Source organism: Paraburkholderia phenoliruptrix, assembly GCF_047325075.1.
GTDB lineage: Bacteria > Pseudomonadota > Gammaproteobacteria > Burkholderiales > Burkholderiaceae > Paraburkholderia > Paraburkholderia phenoliruptrix.
On sequence record NZ_CP168531.1, the window covers coordinates 840,369 to 858,262 of the forward strand.

Sequence of the window (17,894 nt, forward strand, 5' to 3'; positions counted from 1 at the left end):
TGTGTCTCCGGTCAGAAGTCGCTATCGAGGCCGTCCTGGACCTGCTCGGCCGCGCGCAGGACGGCGCGCGCCTTGTTTTCGGTCTCTTGCCATTCGGATTCGGGCACCGAATCGGCGACGACACCCGCTGCCGCCTGCACGTACAGATTGCCGTTGGCGATCACGCCGGTGCGGATCGTGATGGCGAGGTCCATTTCGCCGGTGAACGACAGATAGCCGACTGCGCCGCCGTACAGGCCGCGCTTCACGGGTTCGAGCTCGTCGATCAGCTCCATCGCGCGGACCTTTGGCGCGCCGGACAATGTGCCCGCCGGGAAGGTGGCGCGCAGCACGTCGAAATTGGTCGTGCCGGGCTTCAGCTTGCCTTCCACCGAACTCACGATGTGCTGCACGTGCGAGTATTTCTCGATCACCATCTTGTCCGTGACGACGACCGAGCCGATTTGTGCGATCCGGCCCACGTCGTTGCGCGCGAGGTCGATCAGCATCACGTGTTCGGCGATTTCCTTCGGGTCGTTGAGCAATTCCGTCGCGAGTTCGGCGTCGCGCTCGGGCGTATTGCCGCGCGGACGCGTGCCGGCGAGCGGGCGAATCGTGACGATGCGGTCTTCGCCGCGCTTTTCCTGGCGCACCAGAATTTCGGGCGACGCGCCGACCACGTGGAAGTCGCCGAAATTGTAGTAATACATATAAGGCGACGGATTCAGCGAACGCAGCGCGCGATACAACGACAGCGGATTGTCGCGATACGGCTTCGTCAGACGCTGGCCGACCTGCACCTGCATGAGTTCGCCCGCGGCGATGTACTCCTTGGCCTTGCGCACGGCGGCCAGATAATCGTCTTTTGCGAACTCGCGATAGGTTTCGGTGCGCACGCTCGCCGATGTGACCGGGGGCTCGACCGTCGCGCGCAGGCGCTGGCGCAGTTCGCGCAGACGCTGCTTCGCCTTCGTGTAGGCCTCGGGCTGTGTCGGGTCGGCGTAGATCACGAGGTACAGTTTGCCCGCGAGGTTGTCGATTACCGCGACTTCTTCTGTCAGGAGCAACTGGATGTCCGGCAGGTTCAGATCGTCTTTCGGCGCGGTATGTGCGAGTTTTTTCTCGATGTAACGCACTGCGTCGTAGCCGAAGTAACCGGCGAGGCCGCCCGCGAAACGCGGCAAGCCGGGGCGCTGGGCGACCTTGAAGCGGCCCTGGAATTGCTGGATGAAGTCGAGCGGATCGCCCTCATGGGTTTCGACGACCTTGCCGTCGCGCACCACTTCGGAGACGCCGTTGCGCGTGCGCACGAGTGTGCGCGCCGGCAGGCCGATGAACGAATAGCGGCCGAAGCGCTCGCCGCCCACGACGGATTCGAGCAGGAACGAATTGGCGCCGTTGCGCTCGGTTTGCGCGAGCTTCAGGTACAGCGAAAGCGGCGTTTCGAGGTCGGCGAGCGCTTCGGCGATCAGCGGGATGCGGTTGAAGCCCTCGTTGGCGAGGGACTGGAATTCGAGTTCGGTCATGTTCCGATCCTGTTCATAGGTCCGGCGGCAGCGTGCGTCGGACAAAGCGGGGCATAGCGCAGCCGGTCAGGCGTTCGTTCGATATTGGCGATGATGAACCGACCGGCGCGATTTTCCCATCGACGCAAGCACGGAGTTCCGGCGCCAGCGGTACTGTGCAAGCACACGCAGGCCGAATCAACCGATGCAGCTGAGTACAGCGATGCGAACGAGGGAAAAACGCGTGAGCGCAGCGAAGTAAAAAACGGTTGCCGAAGACGAGCTTCAGCGTACCTCGGGCGAGGTTAGCGCGACCAGCGACGCCAGGGCCAGGCTCCCCGGTCGATGCTAATCAGACTCCGTTTTTTATTCAGAAACATGAGGATGAAGGACTTTTCAAGTCGTGGAATGGTGCGCTGCGATCGCCCTGGCGGCGTCGAGCAGCGAGGCAACTATACCATCGGATTTTATTGTTTGTATAGCTTGGCCATGGTTGTAGCCGTAGGGCACGGTCAGCGTCGCCATGCCGGCCGCGCGGCCCGCCAGTGCGTCGTTTTCCGAATCGCCGATCGCGACCGTGGCACGCGGATCGACGCCCAGTTGCGCCGCAGCCGTGAGCATGGGCAACGGATCGGGCTTTTTCTTAGGCAGACTGTCGCCGCCCAGCACCACGCTGAAATAGTGCGCGAGGCCGTATTGCGCGAGCAGCTCGACGGCAAAGCGGTGCGGTTTGTTGGTCACGCACGCGAGCTTCAGGCCGGCGTCGCGCAGCGCGGCGAGGCCGGCTTCCACGTCGGGATAGAGGCGCGTGTGCAGACCGTTGATCTTCGCGTACTCCGCCTGATAGATGGCGAGCGCCTCGTCGAAACGGTCTTGCGCGTGCTCCGCTTCGAAGCGCGGCGCGAGCACGCTGCGGATCAGATGCTCCGAGCCTTTGCCGACATAGCCGACCACTTCCTCGCGCGAGGTTTCCTCAGCGTCGAGCTGCGCGAGCATGCCGTTGAGACCGGCGGTGAAGTCGTCGGCGGTGTCGATCATCGTGCCGTCGAGGTCGATGATCGCGGCCTGCAGGCGCAAGCCGGTGAAAGTCGGGGCGGGGAACGGAGCGGTCATCGGGCGCGCGGTATCAGTGCTGGGCTTGGTGCTGGATGTTGGCGAGCGCGGCGCGCATCTTGTCGATCACGACCTTGTGGTCCGGCTGGCCGAATATCGCCGAGCCCGCCACGAACGTGTCCGCACCGGCCGCGGCGATTTCGGCAATGTTGTCGACCTTGACGCCGCCGTCCACTTCAAGATGGATTTCGCGCCCGGTGCGCTCCTTGTACGCGTCGATCCGCTTGCGCGCTTCGCGCAGCTTGTTGAGCGCCTCGGGAATGAACGACTGGCCGCCGAAGCCCGGGTTCACCGACATGATGAGCACGAGGTCGAGCTTGTCCATCACGTGATCGAGGTAATTCAACGAGGTGGCCGGATTGAAGACGAGGCCGGCCTTGCAGCCATGATCGCGGATCAGCGACAGCGTGCGGTCGATGTGGTCCGAGCCTTCCGGGTGGAAGCTGATCAGATTCGCACCCGCCTTCGCGAAGTCCGGCACGATACGGTCGACGGGGCGCACCATCAGATGCACGTCGATGGGCACGTCCACATGCGGACGGATGGCTTCGCATACGAGCGGACCGATCGTCAGGTTCGGCACGTAATGGTTGTCCATCACGTCGAAATGGATCCAGTCGGCGCCGGCGGCGACGACGTTGCGGACTTCTTCGCCGAGGCGGGCGAAGTCGGCTGACAGAATGCTGGGGGCGATGCGGAATTGCGTCATGGCGGCGGGCGGATGCAAGCGGGAAAGCGCCATTTTACCTTTTGTGCGGGTGGTGGGCAGTGCGGCGGGTGGTGCGGCCGAGTGGCGGGGAATGGCGGGAATGGCCGAGCGACGGAGGGCGGTTCTCGTGGCGGTCCTTTGGAGTTTGGCCGCTGCTGGCTTGCCGGCGTCGAATACGAAGCCGCGCGAAGGCCGTGAGCGCCCGGGGCGCCTTATGCGCCCTAGTCCAAAGGTTATGTCCGGTTGCGGGCGCCTCGCTCATGACGCAGAATGCCAAACCATGGCGCATCGGCGTCGAGGGGCCTGAAGCCGTTGGCGCTCGGGCTTTCCAGCGATCTTGTCGCACCGTTTCACCAGATTGGAATCAGGATGAGCCAGTACGAATTCAGCGTGTCGGCGCAAGTGCAGTTTCTGCCCGAGGAGTCAGACCCGGAGCGCCGCCAGTATGCGTTCGCCTATACGCTGACCATCCGCAATACCGGTCAGGTGCCCGCGCAACTGATCGCGCGGCATTGGGTGATCACAGACAGTGAAAAGACGGTGCAGGAAGTGAAGGGTCTCGGCGTGGTTGGCCACCAGCCGCTCCTCAAACCCGGCGAGCAGTTCGAATACACGAGCTGGGCGGTCATCGCCACGCCGGTCGGCACGATGCGAGGAGAGTACTTCTGCGTGGCTGAGGACGGTGAGCGTTTCGACGCGCCCGTGCCGGAGTTCATTCTGCGCATGCCGCGCACGCTGCATTGAACCGGGGCCATTGCCCGCGGTCTTTAACTGGGCAATGCGGCGGCGACGCGGCTTCCATCGGCACAGTGGAGTGCGCGGAGGGGCGCTGCGTCAGCGCGGTTCTGGCGGCTTTTGCGTTTCGCGGCTGTGGGCGCGCGCCGCTTTCTTTTTACCGGATGACGTCCACACGACGATGAACACGAGCAGGAACAACGCGAGAAGCGATTCCAGCGCGAAGATGAGCATTGGGTATTCGTCGAACAGATCAGACATGGCGGTTTCCATCAAGAACGAACATTGTATGCGTTTTGTCCGCGCGGCCGGAGCCTGGCTCGGTGCGCTGTCGGTTGCGGTCATTCTCGCCGCCTGTGGCGGCGGCGGCGCGGTGCGGCCGGTGACTTCGCCACCTACCGGCGCCGCGATCATTCCTGGCCAGATCGCCGCTACGCGCCTCACGGCGGTAGCGTGGCAGCAGGTTCCCGGCTGGCAGGACGATTCGCTGATTGGCGCCACGGCCGCCTTGCGGCAGAACTGCCTGAGGCTCGCGCGGCAACCGAATTGGGCGCGGGCCTGTGCGGCAGCGGCGCAGTTGGACGATCTCGACGTGACGAGCGCGCGAGCTTTTTTTGAGGCCTATTTCACGCCGTTCCAGCTAGCCAACACCGACGGCACGCTCGACGGCCTCGTCACCGGTTATTACGAGCCGTTGCTGCGCGGGTCGCGCACTCGCCATGGCGTGTATCAAACGGCGTTGTATCGCTGGCCATCCAGCTATCGGCCGGGTGCGCCGATGCCGCCGCGGGCGCAGCTCGAACGAATGGGCGTGCTAAACGGCAACGAGCTTGTCTGGGTCGACGACCCGATTGAAGCGTTCTTCCTGCAAGTGCAGGGTTCCGGCCGGATCGTCATGGAAGACGGCAGCGTAATGCGCCTGGGCTTTGGCGGCACGAACAACCAGCCGTACAAATCTATCGGAAGATGGCTTCTGGACCGCGGCGAGCTGACGCCAGCACAAGCCACCATGCAAGGCATCAAGGCCTGGGCGCGCGCGAACCCCGGCCGCGTGGACGCGCTGCTCGATACGAATCCCCGTTTCGTTTTTTTCCGCGAGATGCCGTCGGCGGAAAGCGCGCCCAAAGGCGGCGCAGACGGTCCCATCGGTGCGCTTGGCGTGCCGTTGACGCCGGAGCGCTCCATTGCCGTTGATCCGACCTCGATCCCGCTTGGCACACCGGTGTTCTTGCAGACCACGCGCCCGCTGACGAACTCGCCCATGAACCGCCTCGTATTTGCGCAGGACACCGGCTCGGCAATCAAGGGCGGCGTGCGCGCCGATTACTTCTGGGGTCTCGGCGATGACGCGGGCGACCTCGCCGGCAAGATGAAGCAGGGCGGCCGGATGTGGTTGCTGCTGCCGAATTCTTAGGGTGGGCAGCAGCCTCTCCGTCAGTGTCGCGGCGATGGCTACTCGGACGCCGCTGGCGCTCGTGACGCGTCCTACCCCATTGCCGCGGTCTGCGCCGCGCGCCCGAGCTAACCGCTTATCCGCAGCCTCGGCGAAAAACGGCGGGGTTCACTGCCCCGACTTGCGCTTGTCGACGACGCGCCTTGCCTTGCCCACCGAACGTTCGATTCCGTTCACCGGCAGCACGTTCACGACCGCGCTCACGCCGATCAGCGCCTTGATGTCGTACGCGAGCGCCTGCTTCGCCGCGCTTAGCGCGGTGGTGTCCGGCGCACTTTCCGGGCAAGGCTCGACGTTCAGCGTCAACACATCGAGCGGACCTTCCTTGGTGAGCACGATCTGATAGTGAGGCGCGAGAGCGTGTTGCTTCAGCAGCAGTTCCTCGATTTGCGTGGGGAATACGTTGACGCCCCGAACGATCATCATGTCGTCCGAGCGACCGGTGATTTTTTCCATGCGGCGCATGGTGCGGGCGCTGCCCGGTAAGAGACGCGTGAGGTCGCGCGTGCGGTAGCGAATGATCGGCAACGCTTCCTTGGTGAGCGACGTGAACACCAGCTCGCCCAGTTCTCCGTCCGGAAGAACCTCGCCCGTTTCCGGGTCGATGATTTCGGGATAGAAATGGTCTTCCCAGATGGTCGGCCCGTCTTTCGTTTCGACGCATTCCGAGGCCACGCCCGGTCCCATCACTTCCGACAAACCATAAATGTCGACCGCGTCGATTCCCATACGTCTTTCGATTGCCTGACGCATGTCGTTGGTCCACGGCTCGGCGCCGAAGATGCCGATGCGCAACGAGCAAGTGGCCGGGTCAATGCCCTGGCGTTCCAGCTCGTCGGCGATTGACAGCATGTAGCTCGGCGTCACCATGATGATGTCGGGCCGGAAGTCCTGGATCAGTTGCACCTGCTTTTCCGTCTGGCCGCCGCCGAACGGGATGACGGTGAGGCCCGCCCGTTCGGCGCCATAATGCGCGCCCAAACCGCCGGTGAAGAGGCCGTAGCCGTAGCTCACATGGACTTTGTCGCCGGGTTTGGCGCCGGCCGCGCGGATCGAACGCGCGACGAGATTCGCCCACGTGTCGATATCGCGAGCGGTGTAGCCCACCACGGTCGGCTTGCCGGTCGTTCCAGACGAAGCGTGAATGCGCGAGACACGCTCTTGCGGCACGGCGAACATTCCGAACGGATAGCTGTCGCGCAAATCTTTCTTGGTCGTGAACGGGAAGCGCGCAAGATCCGCGAGCGTCTTCAGTTCGCTCGGATGAATTCCCGCTTCGTCAAACTTTCGACGATAGACCGGTGAATTTTCGTAAGCGTGGTTCAGCGACCATTTGAGCCGTTCAAGTTGAAGCGCGGCAAGTTCGTCGCGGCTGGCGGTCTCGATCGGATCGAGCGGAAGGGCGGGGCTCATTGCATGTCTCCTTGCTGCCTCAATGCTAATGCGGGGCTGATATAGGTTGCGCTCAAGCGCAAAATTCGAGCGTGGGCGCCGGACTGCGCGCCGCTGCTACGCGGCGAATCGATTGCCGTGTCGCCGCTCATCACTGCCGCGGACTTGCGACTCCCGGGCGGAGCGCTTGCCGCACGCCTTCTCCGTGCGCTGTGACGCTGTCGCGTCTCGTCTCGTCTCGTCTTACTCGGGTCCCGTGCCGGACGACGTATGCGGAATGACGTTTCCCTTGATCTGCGCCGATTTGCCGCGAAACAGGGCAACTGTGTCCCCGGCACGATTGGTGACGCGAATATCGTAAATTCCGGTGCGGCCGTTCAAGGTCTGTTCGACGGCCTCTGCAGTGAGCACGTCACCGCCATGCACGGGACGCAGAAACTCGATCGAGCAACCGGATGCCACAGTGTTGAGGTTGCGCGAGTTGCAGGCGAACGCAAAGCTCGAGTCGGCGAGTGTGAAGATCAGTCCGCCATGGCAGATCTGATGGCCGTTGAGAAAGTCGTCGCGCACAGGCATCCGCAGACGCGCATAGCCGGCGCGCACTTCCACGATTTCGAGGCCGAGCGCACGGCTGCACGCATCGTTCTCGTACATCGCGGCGGCGGTGGCGCGGGCGAGTTCGTCGGGTGTCATTTCCGCAGGATAGAGAGATTGCGTCGACATATCAGCGGCCCTCGAAACGCGGCGCGCGCTTGTCGACGAAGGCTTGCACGCCCTCCGCATAATCATGCGACGCACCCAGCTCGCGCTGCAGGTCGCGCTCCAGGTCGAGTTGCTGATCGAGCGTTTGCGTCGCGCCGGCGCGCATGGCCTGCTTGATCGCGGCAATGGCGCGCGTCGGTTGCTGCGCGAGCTGCGCCGCCAGTCTGGTGGCGGCTGCGGCGAGCTCCTCGTCGTCGACTGCTTGCCAGATGAGGCCCCAGTTTTCGGCTTTTTCCGCGCTGAGTTTGTCGCCGGTGATGGCGAGTCCCATCGCGCGCGCCATGCCGACTCGCTGCGGCAAGAACCAGGTGCCGCCCGAATCCGGCACGAGACCGATCTTCACGAATGCCTGGATGAAGCTCGCCGAACGTGCTGCCAGCACGATATCGCAGGCGAGCGCCAGATTGGCGCCGGCGCCCGCCGCCGTGCCGTTGACTGCCGCGATCACGGGTAGCGGCAGTGCTTGCAAGCGGCGAATCAGCGGGTTGAAATGCGCGTCGATCAAGTCGCCCAGGTCTGTCATGGCGCCGGGCGTGAAATCCAGATCGGCGAGGTCCTGCCCCGCGCAGAATCCGCGGCCCGAGCCGGTCAGGACGAGCGCGCGAGCGCCGTTTGCCTCTACCTCGCCGAGCGCAGCCGCGAGTTCCTCATGCATGGCGCGCGTGAAGCTGTTCAGCTTGTCCGGGCGGTTCAGCGTAATGGTCGCTACGCGGCTCGACGCGTCGAACGCGAGGCGGATCGCTTCGTATGACATTGGGTGTCTCCTCAAAGTCTCTTTCGCGGAACTGCAGCGCTTGATTTCAGAGCCGCTCGATGACGAGCGCGATGCCCTGACCCACGCCGATGCACATAGTGCAAAGCGCGAAGCGCCCGTTGCAGCGCTCCAGCTGGTAGAGCGCGGTCGTGACGAGGCGCGCGCCCGATGCGCCGAGCGGGTGCCCGAGGGCAATTGCTCCGCCGTTCGGATTGACGCGCGGATCGTCGTCGCGCAGTCCGAGCGTGCGCAGAACCGCGAGTCCCTGCGATGCGAATGCCTCGTTTAACTCGATCACGTCGAACTGCTCGAGACTCATGCCGAGTTGCTTGAGCAACTTCTGCGTGGCGGGCGCGGGCCCTATACCCATGATGCGCGGCTCGACGCCCGCCGTTGCCATGCCCACCACGCGCGCGCGGCGGCGCAGCCCATATTGGTCGGCGGCTTGCTGGTTCGCTAGCAGCAGCGCGCACGCGCCGTCGTTCACGCCCGACGCATTGCCGGCAGTCACGGTGCCGTCCGGACGAACCACGCCCTTGAGCCTCGCCAGGCTTTCGAGCGAGGTCTCGCGCGGATGCTCGTCGAGCGTCACGCGAATGGGATCGCCCTTCTTCTGCGCGATTTCCACACCGACGATTTCCTGGGCGAGCGTGCCGTCACGTTGCGCGCGCGCGGCCTTCTGCTGGCTCGCCAATGCGAACGCGTCCTGATCGACACGGCTGATTCCGAATTCCACTGCGACGTTTTCCGCCGTTTCGGGCATGGAGTCGACGCCATACTGACGTTTCATGAGCGGATTGACGAAGCGCCAGCCAATCGTCGTATCGTAGATATCCGCTTGCCGCGAAAACGCGCTCGCCGCCTTGCCCATTACAAACGGCGCGCGGGTCATGCTTTCCACTCCGCCGGCGATCATCAACCGGGCTTCGCCCGCCTTGATGGCGCGCGCCGCGCTGCCGACAGCATCCATGCCAGATCCGCACAGGCGGTTGATTGTCGAACCCGGTACGTCGGTGGGAAGTCCCGCGAGCAACGCCGACATGCGCGCCACGTTGCGATTGTCTTCACCGGCCTGGTTCGCGCAGCCGTAGATCACGTCGTCCACGGCACGCCAGTCGACGCCAGGATTGCGCTCGATTAATGCCTTGATCGGCACGGCGCCGAGGTCGTCGGCCCGGACGTCTTTCAGGGCGCCGCCGTAGCGGCCGATGGGAGTGCGAATCGCGTCGCAGATAAAGGCGTCGTTCATGTCCATTCCTGCTCAGGCGGACCGGCGGTGCATGCCGATCCGATGTCTCATGTTAGTTGGCGGGCACGGCGCGGTCTATTCAGCCAAAAGGCATAGGACGAAGCCGTGCTTTTGTCTTATGACGTTCAGCTAGCTACCGCTGGCGCCGCTTTCGGTTCAACATGTACGCGGCTTTGAACCACACGGAAACGATTTGCGACGAAGGCTGCATCGGTAAGTGCGGCGTTGGCCGCAGGGTTCGCGCCAGTGCCATGGAAATCGGAGAACGCAGCCGACTGGTTGACGAACACACCGCCCGTCAGGTTGATCGAAAGCGCGACACCGCCGCGCAGCGACGCCTCGTGCGCTTCTTCGAGCACGGCTTCATCGGTGCTGTACACGGACAGCGTAAGCGCGCCGTGCTCGGCTGCGATCGTGCCGGCAAGTTCGAGAGATTGCGCGGTCGAGTCCGTAGCAATGACGAACGAGATGGGACCGAACCATTCCTTGGTGAATTGGGCGCGGTCGGTTGCGGCGTCGAGCTGGACCACAAGCGGCGTGCGCACACGGGCGCCGGCAAAAGCGGGGTGCCCGAGCGTTTGACTCTCGACCAGAATCCGGCCGAGCTTCGCGGCTTCGTCGATGCGTTGCGTGACGCCTTCGTTCTGAATGGCACCGAGTAGTTCGACGGCACGGGCCGGGTCCGCCACCAGTTTTTGCACGGCGCCGGCTATGGCCTGCGCGACTTCGTCGAAGGTGAGCGTGCCGTCCGCGGTACGAATGCCGCCGCGGGGGACATAGATGTTCTGCGGCGCGGTGCACATCTGGCCGGAGTAGAGCGAGAGAGAGAACGCGATGTTGCGGGCGACGGCCTTGATGTCGTCCGCGGAGTCGATCACGATCTGGTTGACACCAGCTTTCTCGGTATAGACCTGGGCCTGGTGCGCGTTGCGTTCGAGCCAGGTGCCGTTTTGCGTGCTGCCCGTGAAGTCGATCAGCTTGATTTCCGGACGTACGGCGAGGCTTTGGACGACCGCGCCGTCGTTAGGCTCAGTGGCGAGCAGGGTGATGACGTTCGGATCGAAACCGGCTTCGCGCAGAACGTCGCGCGCAATGCGCACGGTGATCGCGAGCGGCAGAATCGCGCCGGGATGCGGTTTCACGATCACGGCGTTGCCCGTGGCGAGGTCGGCGAAAAGCCCTGGATAGCCGTTCCAGGTGGGGAAGGTGCAGCACCCGAGCACAAGGCCTGTGCCACGAGGCACGATGGTGTAACGCTTGTGCATGGCGAGCGGCGGGTTTTTGCCTTGCGGTTTTTCCCAATGGGCGTCGGCGGGAATACGGCGCAACTGGTCCCACGCGTAGACCACAGCTTCCAGCGCCCGGTCTTGTGCGTGCGGGCCGCCCGCCTGGAAGGCCATCATGAAGGCCTGACCGGTCGTATGCATCACGCTATAGCCGATCTCAAAGCTGGCGCGATTGAGCCGGGCGAGAATTTCGAGCGACACGCCGATCCATGCCTTGGGCCCGGCGGCGCGCCAGTTGCGTTGAGCGGCCGCGGCGGCGGCGATCAGTGCATCGGGATCGGACTTGGGATAGCGAATGCCGAGCGGGAAGCCGAAAGGAGACACTTCCGCGCCGACCGTCTCCCCCGTGGACGGTTGGTCCAACTCGAAGGCTGCGTTCAGGTGCGCTTTGAAAGCCGCTTCGCCGTCCGCGTTGGCGGTTTCCCCGTACACTTTCGGACTGGGCATTTCGACGAATGGGCTCCAGTAACCGCGCGTCTCGGCCGCGGCGAGCGCCTTTTGCAGCGTATCTTCGTGCTTGGTGAATAACGGATGTGTCATGGCAGAGGCTTGGCTGTGTGTTGGGGAAAGCCCGTCGAATAATTGACCGACCGGTTGGTTGGGGAATGTTAGCATTATTAGGATGGCCGCGCGAAGCGTTTTTCGCGCTCAATTGATCACAAGGAGGCGGCATGGCTTACGAGAACATTCTGGTCGAAACGCGGGGGCGGGTCGGTTTGGTCACATTGAACCGCCCGAAGGCATTGAACGCGCTTAACGATGCGTTGATGGACGAACTGGGGGCGGCGCTGCGCGCGTTCGATGCCGACGACGGCATCGGCGCCATTGTGGTGGCGGGCAGTGAGAAGGCGTTCGCCGCCGGTGCCGACATCGGCATGATGTCGACCTATTCCTATATGGACGTCTACAAGGGCGACTACATCACGCGCAACTGGGAGACGGTTCGCTCGATCCGCAAGCCGATCATTGCAGCGGTGGCGGGCTTTGCGCTGGGCGGTGGCTGCGAACTCGCGATGATGTGCGACATGATTTTCGCCGCGGACACTGCGAAGTTCGGTCAGCCGGAAATCAAGCTCGGCATCATGCCGGGCGCCGGTGGCACGCAGCGCTTGCCGCGCGCGGTGTCGAAGGCCAAGGCGATGGACCTTTGCCTGACGGCGCGCTTCATGGACGCCACGGAAGCCGAGCGCGCCGGATTGGTGTCGCGGGTCATTCCCGCTGCGTCGTTGATCGAGGAGTCGATCGCCGCGGCCGCTACGATCGCGGAGTTCCCGCTGCCGGCAGTCATGATGGTGAAGGAGTCGGTGAATCGGGCGTACGAAACGACGCTTGCGGAGGGCGTGCATTTCGAGCGTCGGCTCTTCCATTCGCTGTTCGCGACGGAGGACCAGAAAGAAGGGATGGCGGCGTTCGTGGAGAAGCGCAAGCCAGTTTTCAAACACCGTTAATACGCTTGTCAAAATAACGCTTGCAACCCGCCGCCGGGCTCGCTAGAATCTCGCTCTTTCGTGCTCCGGACGCCGGGGCACGGGAAGCGGGAAAGCCAGCAGTGGCAAGGCTTCCGGCGGTGGCAGCAGGTTCAGTCAGTAACAAAAACCTGTTGACGGCGCGACGGAAGTTCTTCATAATCTCGCTTCTCTGCTGCTGATGCAGCGACGCAGAACGAAGCGGTGCCGGGTGGTTGAAATCAGGCGCTGCAAAGTGTGCGAACCGATCTTTAAAAACTAACAGCCGATAAGTGTGGGCGCTTGATGCGACGACGCTACGCCGGACTCTTCGGGGTCTGGCGGAAAAGCGAAAGTATCAAGTCTCACACAGTAATAGTAATGAAAGGAAGGTTGCCTGACTCTTCTATGGAGGAGTGGGGTTAATCATTCGTCAGTACGTTGAGTGAGCGACCGGGTTCGAGAGAGCCCGAAAACAGTAACAGGTTTGAACTGAAGAGTTTGATCCTGGCTCAGATTGAACGCTGGCGGCATGCCTTACACATGCAAGTCGGACGGCAGCGCGGGCTTCGGCCTGGCGGCGAGTGGCGAACGGGTGAGTAATACATCGGAACGTGTCCTGTAGTGGGGGATAGCCCGGCGAAAGCCGGATTAATACCGCATACGCTCTGCGGAGGAAAGCGGGGGATCCTTCGGGACCTCGCGCTACAGGGGCGGCCGATGGCAGATTAGCTAGTTGGTGGGGTAAAGGCCTACCAAGGCGACGATCTGTAGCTGGTCTGAGAGGACGACCAGCCACACTGGGACTGAGACACGGCCCAGACTCCTACGGGAGGCAGCAGTGGGGAATTTTGGACAATGGGGGCAACCCTGATCCAGCAATGCCGCGTGTGTGAAGAAGGCCTTCGGGTTGTAAAGCACTTTTGTCCGGAAAGAAAACGCCGTGGCTAATACCCGTGGCGGATGACGGTACCGGAAGAATAAGCACCGGCTAACTACGTGCCAGCAGCCGCGGTAATACGTAGGGTGCAAGCGTTAATCGGAATTACTGGGCGTAAAGCGTGCGCAGGCGGTTCGCTAAGACAGATGTGAAATCCCCGGGCTTAACCTGGGAACTGCATTTGTGACTGGCGGGCTAGAGTATGGCAGAGGGGGGTAGAATTCCACGTGTAGCAGTGAAATGCGTAGAGATGTGGAGGAATACCGATGGCGAAGGCAGCCCCTGGGCCAATACTGACGCTCATGCACGAAAGCGTGGGGAGCAAACAGGATTAGATACCCTGGTAGTCCACGCCCTAAACGATGTCAACTGGTTGTCGGGCCTTCATTGGCTTGGTAACGTAGCTAACGCGTGAAGTTGACCGCCTGGGGAGTACGGTCGCAAGATTAAAACTCAAAGGAATTGACGGGGACCCGCACAAGCGGTGGATGATGTGGATTAATTCGATGCAACGCGAAAAACCTTACCTACCCTTGACATGGATGGAATCCCGCTGAGAGGTGGGAGTGCCCGAAAGGGAGCCATCACACAGGTGCTGCATGGCTGTCGTCAGCTCGTGTCGTGAGATGTTGGGTTAAGTCCCGCAACGAGCGCAACCCTTGTCCCTAGTTGCTACGCAAGAGCACTCCAGGGAGACTGCCGGTGACAAACCGGAGGAAGGTGGGGATGACGTCAAGTCCTCATGGCCCTTATGGGTAGGGCTTCACACGTCATACAATGGTCGGAACAGAGGGTCGCCAAGCCGCGAGGTGGAGCCAATCCCAGAAAACCGATCGTAGTCCGGATCGCACTCTGCAACTCGAGTGCGTGAAGCTGGAATCGCTAGTAATCGCGGATCAGCATGCCGCGGTGAATACGTTCCCGGGTCTTGTACACACCGCCCGTCACACCATGGGAGTGGGTTTTACCAGAAGTGGCTAGTCTAACCGCAAGGAGGACGGTCACCACGGTAGGATTCATGACTGGGGTGAAGTCGTAACAAGGTAGCCGTATCGGAAGGTGCGGCTGGATCACCTCCTTTCCAGAGCTTGACGCGTCAGGGTGTTGAGCGCTCACGCTTATCGGCTGTAAGTAAAGAAACGCAGACAGACGCAGGGGTCTGTAGCTCAGTCGGTTAGAGCACCGTCTTGATAAGGCGGGGGTCGATGGTTCGAATCCATCCAGACCCACCAGCTGTCTTGTGTGGTGGCTGACCGGGGTGCTCACTGAAGTGCACACTGAGGTGCCCTGTATCTGTGTGACCCGCGGGGGGATTAGCTCAGCTGGGAGAGCACCTGCTTTGCAAGCAGGGGGTCGTCGGTTCGATCCCGTCATCCTCCACCAATTCCCAATGCCTAGTGTTCAGTGCGAGCTGAGCGTTATGCATTGGCAATTGAGCCAGTCAGCGTGATGCACGATCCAGTCGTGATATCGGCTGAACGTTCTTTAACAATCAGGAAGAAGTAGTAAAGAGATTCACGAAAGTGTACCTGGAGATGGGTGCGCGAGTAGGTGAATCAGGGTTGTGATTGTATCGATGTATTTTAAAGGTGATCGAAAGATCGCCTTGGAATACGGCGCAACACGAATACTCAACCTGTAGCGAGTGGGTCCTGTCGTGTCCAGCACGATGAGACATACCCGTTATAGGGTCAAGCGAACAAGTGCATGTGGTGGATGCCTTGGCGATCACAGGCGATGAAGGACGCGGTAGCCTGCGAAAAGCTACGGGGAGCTGGCAAACGAGCTTTGATCCGTAGATGTCCGAATGGGGAAACCCACTCCGAATGGAGTATCCATGACTGAATCCATAGGTCATGTGAGGCGAACGCGGTGAACTGAAACATCTAAGTAACCGCAGGAAAAGAAATCAACCGAGATTCCCAGAGTAGTGGCGAGCGAAATGGGAGCAGCCTGCATTCTTTATCTGAACTGTTAGCTGAACGCTCTGGAAAGTGCGGCCATAGCGGGTGATAGCCCCGTAAGCGAAAACAGATTGGAAGAACTAGGTATGCGAGAAGTAGGGCGGGACACGTGAAATCCTGTCTGAAGATGGGGGGACCATCCTCCAAGGCTAAATACTCGTGATCGACCGATAGTGAACCAGTACCGTGAGGGAAAGGCGAAAAGAACCCCGGGAGGGGAGTGAAACAGATCCTGAAACCGCATGCATACAAACAGTCGGAGCCTTCGCAAGGGGGTGACGGCGTACCTTTTGTATAATGGGTCAGCGACTTACATTCAGTGGCAAGCTTAACCGATTAGGGCAGGCGTAGCGAAAGCGAGTCCGAACAGGGCGTTCAGTCGCTGGGTGTAGACCCGAAACCAGGTGATCTATCCATGGCCAGGATGAAGGTGCGGTAACACGTACTGGAGGTCCGAACCCACTAACGTTGAAAAGTTAGGGGATGAGCTGTGGATAGGGGTGAAAGGCTAAACAAACCTGGAAATAGCTGGTTCTCTCCGAAAACTATTTAGGTAGTGCCTCGTGTATCACCTTCGGGGGTAGAGCACTGTCATGGTTGTGGGGTCCATTGCGGATTACTACGCCATAGCAAACTCCGAATACCGAAGAGTGCAATCACGGGAGACAGACATCGGGTGCTAACGTCCGGTGTCAAGAGGGAAACAACCCAGACCGCCAGCTAAGGTCCCCAAATATGGCTAAGTGGGAAACGAAGTGGGAAGGCTAAAACAGTCAGGAGGTTGGCTTAGAAGCAGCCATCCTTTAAAGAAAGCGTAATAGCTCACTGATCGAGTCGTCCTGCGCGGAAGATGTAACGGGGCTAAGCCATATACCGAAGCTGCGGATGCATATTTATATGCATGGTAGGAGAGCGTTCCGTAAGCCTGCGAAGGTGCACTGGAAAGTGTGCTGGAGGTATCGGAAGTGCGAATGCTGACATGAGTAGCGATAAAGGGGGTGAAAGGCCCCCTCGCCGTAAGCCCAAGGTTTCCTACGCAACGTTCATCGGCGTAGGGTGAGTCGGCCCCTAAGGCGAGGCAGAAATGCGTAGCTGATGGGAAGCAGGTTAATATTCCTGCACCATTGTTGAATGCGATGGGGGGACGGATCGCGGAAGGTTGTCCGGGTGTTGGAAGTCCCGGTCCTTGCATTGGAGAAGGCGCTTTGGCAAATCCGGGCGCGGAATTCAAGGGTGCGAGGCCAGTGATCTAGGTCACGAAGCAATCGGAAGTGGTTCCAGGAAAAGCCTCTAAGCTTCAGTTCAACAAGACCGTACCGCAAACCGACACAGGTGGGCGAGATGAGTATTCTAAGGCGCTTGAGAGAACTCGGGAGAAGGAACTCGGCAAATTGGTACCGTAACTTCGGGATAAGGTACGCCCCTGTAGCTTGACTCGCCTGCGCGAGAAGGGTGAAGGGGTTGCAATAAACTGGTGGCTGCGACTGTTTAATAAAAACACAGCACTCTGCAAACACGAAAGTGGACGTATAGGGTGTGACGCCTGCCCGGTGCCGGAAGATTAAATGATGGGGTGCAAGCTCCTGATTGAAGTCCCGGTAAACGGCGGCCGTAACTATAACGGTCCTAAGGTAGCGAAATTCCTTGTCGGGTAAGTTCCGACCTGCACGAATGGCGTAACGATGGCCACACTGTCTCCTCCCGAGACTCAGCGAAGTTGAAGTGTTTGTGATGATGCAATCTCCCCGCGGCTAGACGGAAAGACCCCATGAACCTTTACTGTAGCTTTGCATTGGACTTTGAACCGGTCTGTGTAGGATAGGTGGGAGGCTGTGAAGCGTGGACGCCAGTCTGCGTGGAGCCATCCTTGAAATACCACCCTGATCTGTTTGAGGTTCTAACCTTGGTCCGTAATCCGGATCGGGGACAGTGCATGGTAGGCAGTTTGACTGGGGCGGTCTCCTCCCAAAGTGTAACGGAGGAGTACGAAGGTACGCTAGGTACGGTCGGAAATCGTGCTGATAGTGCAATGGCATAAGCGTGCTTAACTGCGAGACCGACAAGTCGAGCAGGTGCGAAAGCAGGTCATAGTGATCCGGTGGTTCTGTATGGAAGGGCCATCGCTCAACGGATAAAAGGTACTCTGGGGATAACAGGCTGATACCGCCCAAGAGTTCATATCGACGGCGGTGTTTGGCACCTCGATGTCGGCTCATCTCATCCTGGGGCTGTAGCCGGTCCCAAGGGTATGGCTGTTCGCCATTTAAAGAGGTACGTGAGCTGGGTTTAAAACGTCGTGAGACAGTTTGGTCCCTATCTGCCGTGGGCGCTGGATATTTGAAGGGGGCTGCTCCTAGTACGAGAGGACCGGAGTGGACGAACCTCTGGTGTACCGGTTGTCACGCCAGTGGCATCGCCGGGTAGCTATGTTCGGAAGAGATAACCGCTGAAAGCATCTAAGCGGGAAACTCGCCTTAAGATGAGATATCCCCGGGGCTTCGAGCCCCTTGAAGGGTCGTTCAAGACCAGGACGTTGATAGGTCAGGTGTGTAAGCGCAGTAATGCGTTCAGCTAACTGATACTAATTGCCCGTAAGGCTTGATCCTAT

The 17,894-nt window shown here is 60.8% G+C and carries 12 protein-coding genes, 2 tRNA genes and 2 rRNA genes; 7 read left to right on the forward strand and 9 right to left on the reverse strand.

What is annotated here, in order from left to right; genetic code table 11:
- Window positions 1-11 precede the first annotated feature (11 nt).
- The 3 genes from trpE to rpe form a co-directional block, all read right to left on the reverse strand.
- Entirely contained in the window at window positions 12-1,505 is a 1,494-nt protein-coding gene (trpE, locus tag ACEN8U_RS15900) for an anthranilate synthase component I (RefSeq protein ID WP_015003831.1), read from the reverse strand.
- 375 nt (window positions 1,506-1,880) lie between these two features.
- A complete protein-coding gene (locus ACEN8U_RS15905) occupies window positions 1,881-2,597 on the reverse strand; it encodes a phosphoglycolate phosphatase (RefSeq protein ID WP_015003830.1) in 717 nt (238 codons plus the stop codon).
- A 13-nt stretch (window positions 2,598-2,610) separates the two neighbouring features.
- Window positions 2,611-3,306, reverse strand: coding sequence for a ribulose-phosphate 3-epimerase (gene rpe / locus ACEN8U_RS15910; RefSeq protein WP_041745791.1), 696 nt, complete (start codon window positions 3,304-3,306; stop codon window positions 2,611-2,613).
- A gap of 369 nt (window positions 3,307-3,675) precedes the next feature.
- Here rpe and apaG point away from each other — a divergent pair, with 369 nt between their 5' ends.
- Window positions 3,676-4,050 (forward strand): Co2+/Mg2+ efflux protein ApaG, encoded by a 375-nt coding sequence (apaG, locus tag ACEN8U_RS15915; protein ID WP_006052785.1) that lies wholly within the window; start codon window positions 3,676-3,678, stop codon window positions 4,048-4,050.
- 90 nt (window positions 4,051-4,140) lie between these two features.
- Here the strand turns inward: apaG and ACEN8U_RS15920 are convergent, their stop codons facing one another.
- Window positions 4,141-4,314, reverse strand: a complete 174-nt coding sequence (locus ACEN8U_RS15920; RefSeq protein WP_310110888.1) for a hypothetical protein — start codon at window positions 4,312-4,314, stop codon at window positions 4,141-4,143.
- A gap of 16 nt (window positions 4,315-4,330) precedes the next feature.
- Here ACEN8U_RS15920 and ACEN8U_RS15925 point away from each other — a divergent pair, with 16 nt between their 5' ends.
- Complete coding sequence (locus tag ACEN8U_RS15925) at window positions 4,331-5,455, forward strand: murein transglycosylase A (protein ID WP_041746404.1); 1,125 nt, start codon at window positions 4,331-4,333, stop codon at window positions 5,453-5,455.
- Between the two features lie 147 nt (window positions 5,456-5,602).
- Here the strand turns inward: ACEN8U_RS15925 and paaK are convergent, their stop codons facing one another.
- From paaK to paaN, 5 genes are all read right to left on the reverse strand, one after another.
- Complete coding sequence (gene paaK / locus ACEN8U_RS15930) at window positions 5,603-6,907, reverse strand: phenylacetate--CoA ligase PaaK (protein ID WP_015003825.1); 1,305 nt, start codon at window positions 6,905-6,907, stop codon at window positions 5,603-5,605.
- Window positions 6,908-7,129: 222 nt separating this feature from the next.
- On the reverse strand, window positions 7,130-7,609 hold the full coding sequence (gene paaI / locus ACEN8U_RS15935; protein WP_015003824.1) for a hydroxyphenylacetyl-CoA thioesterase PaaI: 480 nt from the start codon (window positions 7,607-7,609) through the stop codon (window positions 7,130-7,132).
- A 1-nt stretch (window position 7,610) separates the two neighbouring features.
- Complete coding sequence (paaG, locus tag ACEN8U_RS15940) at window positions 7,611-8,402, reverse strand: 2-(1,2-epoxy-1,2-dihydrophenyl)acetyl-CoA isomerase PaaG (RefSeq protein WP_015003823.1); 792 nt, start codon at window positions 8,400-8,402, stop codon at window positions 7,611-7,613.
- A gap of 46 nt (window positions 8,403-8,448) precedes the next feature.
- A complete protein-coding gene (gene pcaF, locus ACEN8U_RS15945; protein ID WP_041746402.1) occupies window positions 8,449-9,651 on the reverse strand; it encodes a 3-oxoadipyl-CoA thiolase in 1,203 nt (400 codons plus the stop codon).
- A 125-nt stretch (window positions 9,652-9,776) separates the two neighbouring features.
- Entirely contained in the window at window positions 9,777-11,477 is a 1,701-nt protein-coding gene (paaN, locus tag ACEN8U_RS15950; protein ID WP_015003821.1) for a phenylacetic acid degradation protein PaaN, read from the reverse strand.
- 131 nt (window positions 11,478-11,608) lie between these two features.
- On the opposite strand from paaN, the gene ACEN8U_RS15955 reads away from it, so the two are divergent.
- The 5 genes from ACEN8U_RS15955 (at window position 11,609) to ACEN8U_RS15975 (ending at window position 17,892) form a co-directional block, all read left to right on the forward strand.
- Window positions 11,609-12,385, forward strand: coding sequence for an enoyl-CoA hydratase (locus tag ACEN8U_RS15955; RefSeq protein WP_015003820.1), 777 nt, complete (start codon window positions 11,609-11,611; stop codon window positions 12,383-12,385).
- Window positions 12,386-12,871: 486 nt separating this feature from the next.
- Window positions 12,872-14,403: ribosomal RNA gene (locus ACEN8U_RS15960) — 16S ribosomal RNA — on the forward strand.
- A gap of 74 nt (window positions 14,404-14,477) precedes the next feature.
- Window positions 14,478-14,554: transfer RNA gene (locus ACEN8U_RS15965), tRNA-Ile, on the forward strand.
- A 75-nt stretch (window positions 14,555-14,629) separates the two neighbouring features.
- Window positions 14,630-14,705: transfer RNA gene (locus ACEN8U_RS15970), tRNA-Ala, on the forward strand.
- A 306-nt stretch (window positions 14,706-15,011) separates the two neighbouring features.
- Window positions 15,012-17,892, forward strand: a 23S ribosomal RNA gene (locus ACEN8U_RS15975).
- Together the 16S and 23S rRNA genes with 2 tRNA genes alongside form the textbook arrangement of a ribosomal RNA operon.
- The last annotated feature ends 2 nt before the right edge of the window (window positions 17,893-17,894 follow it).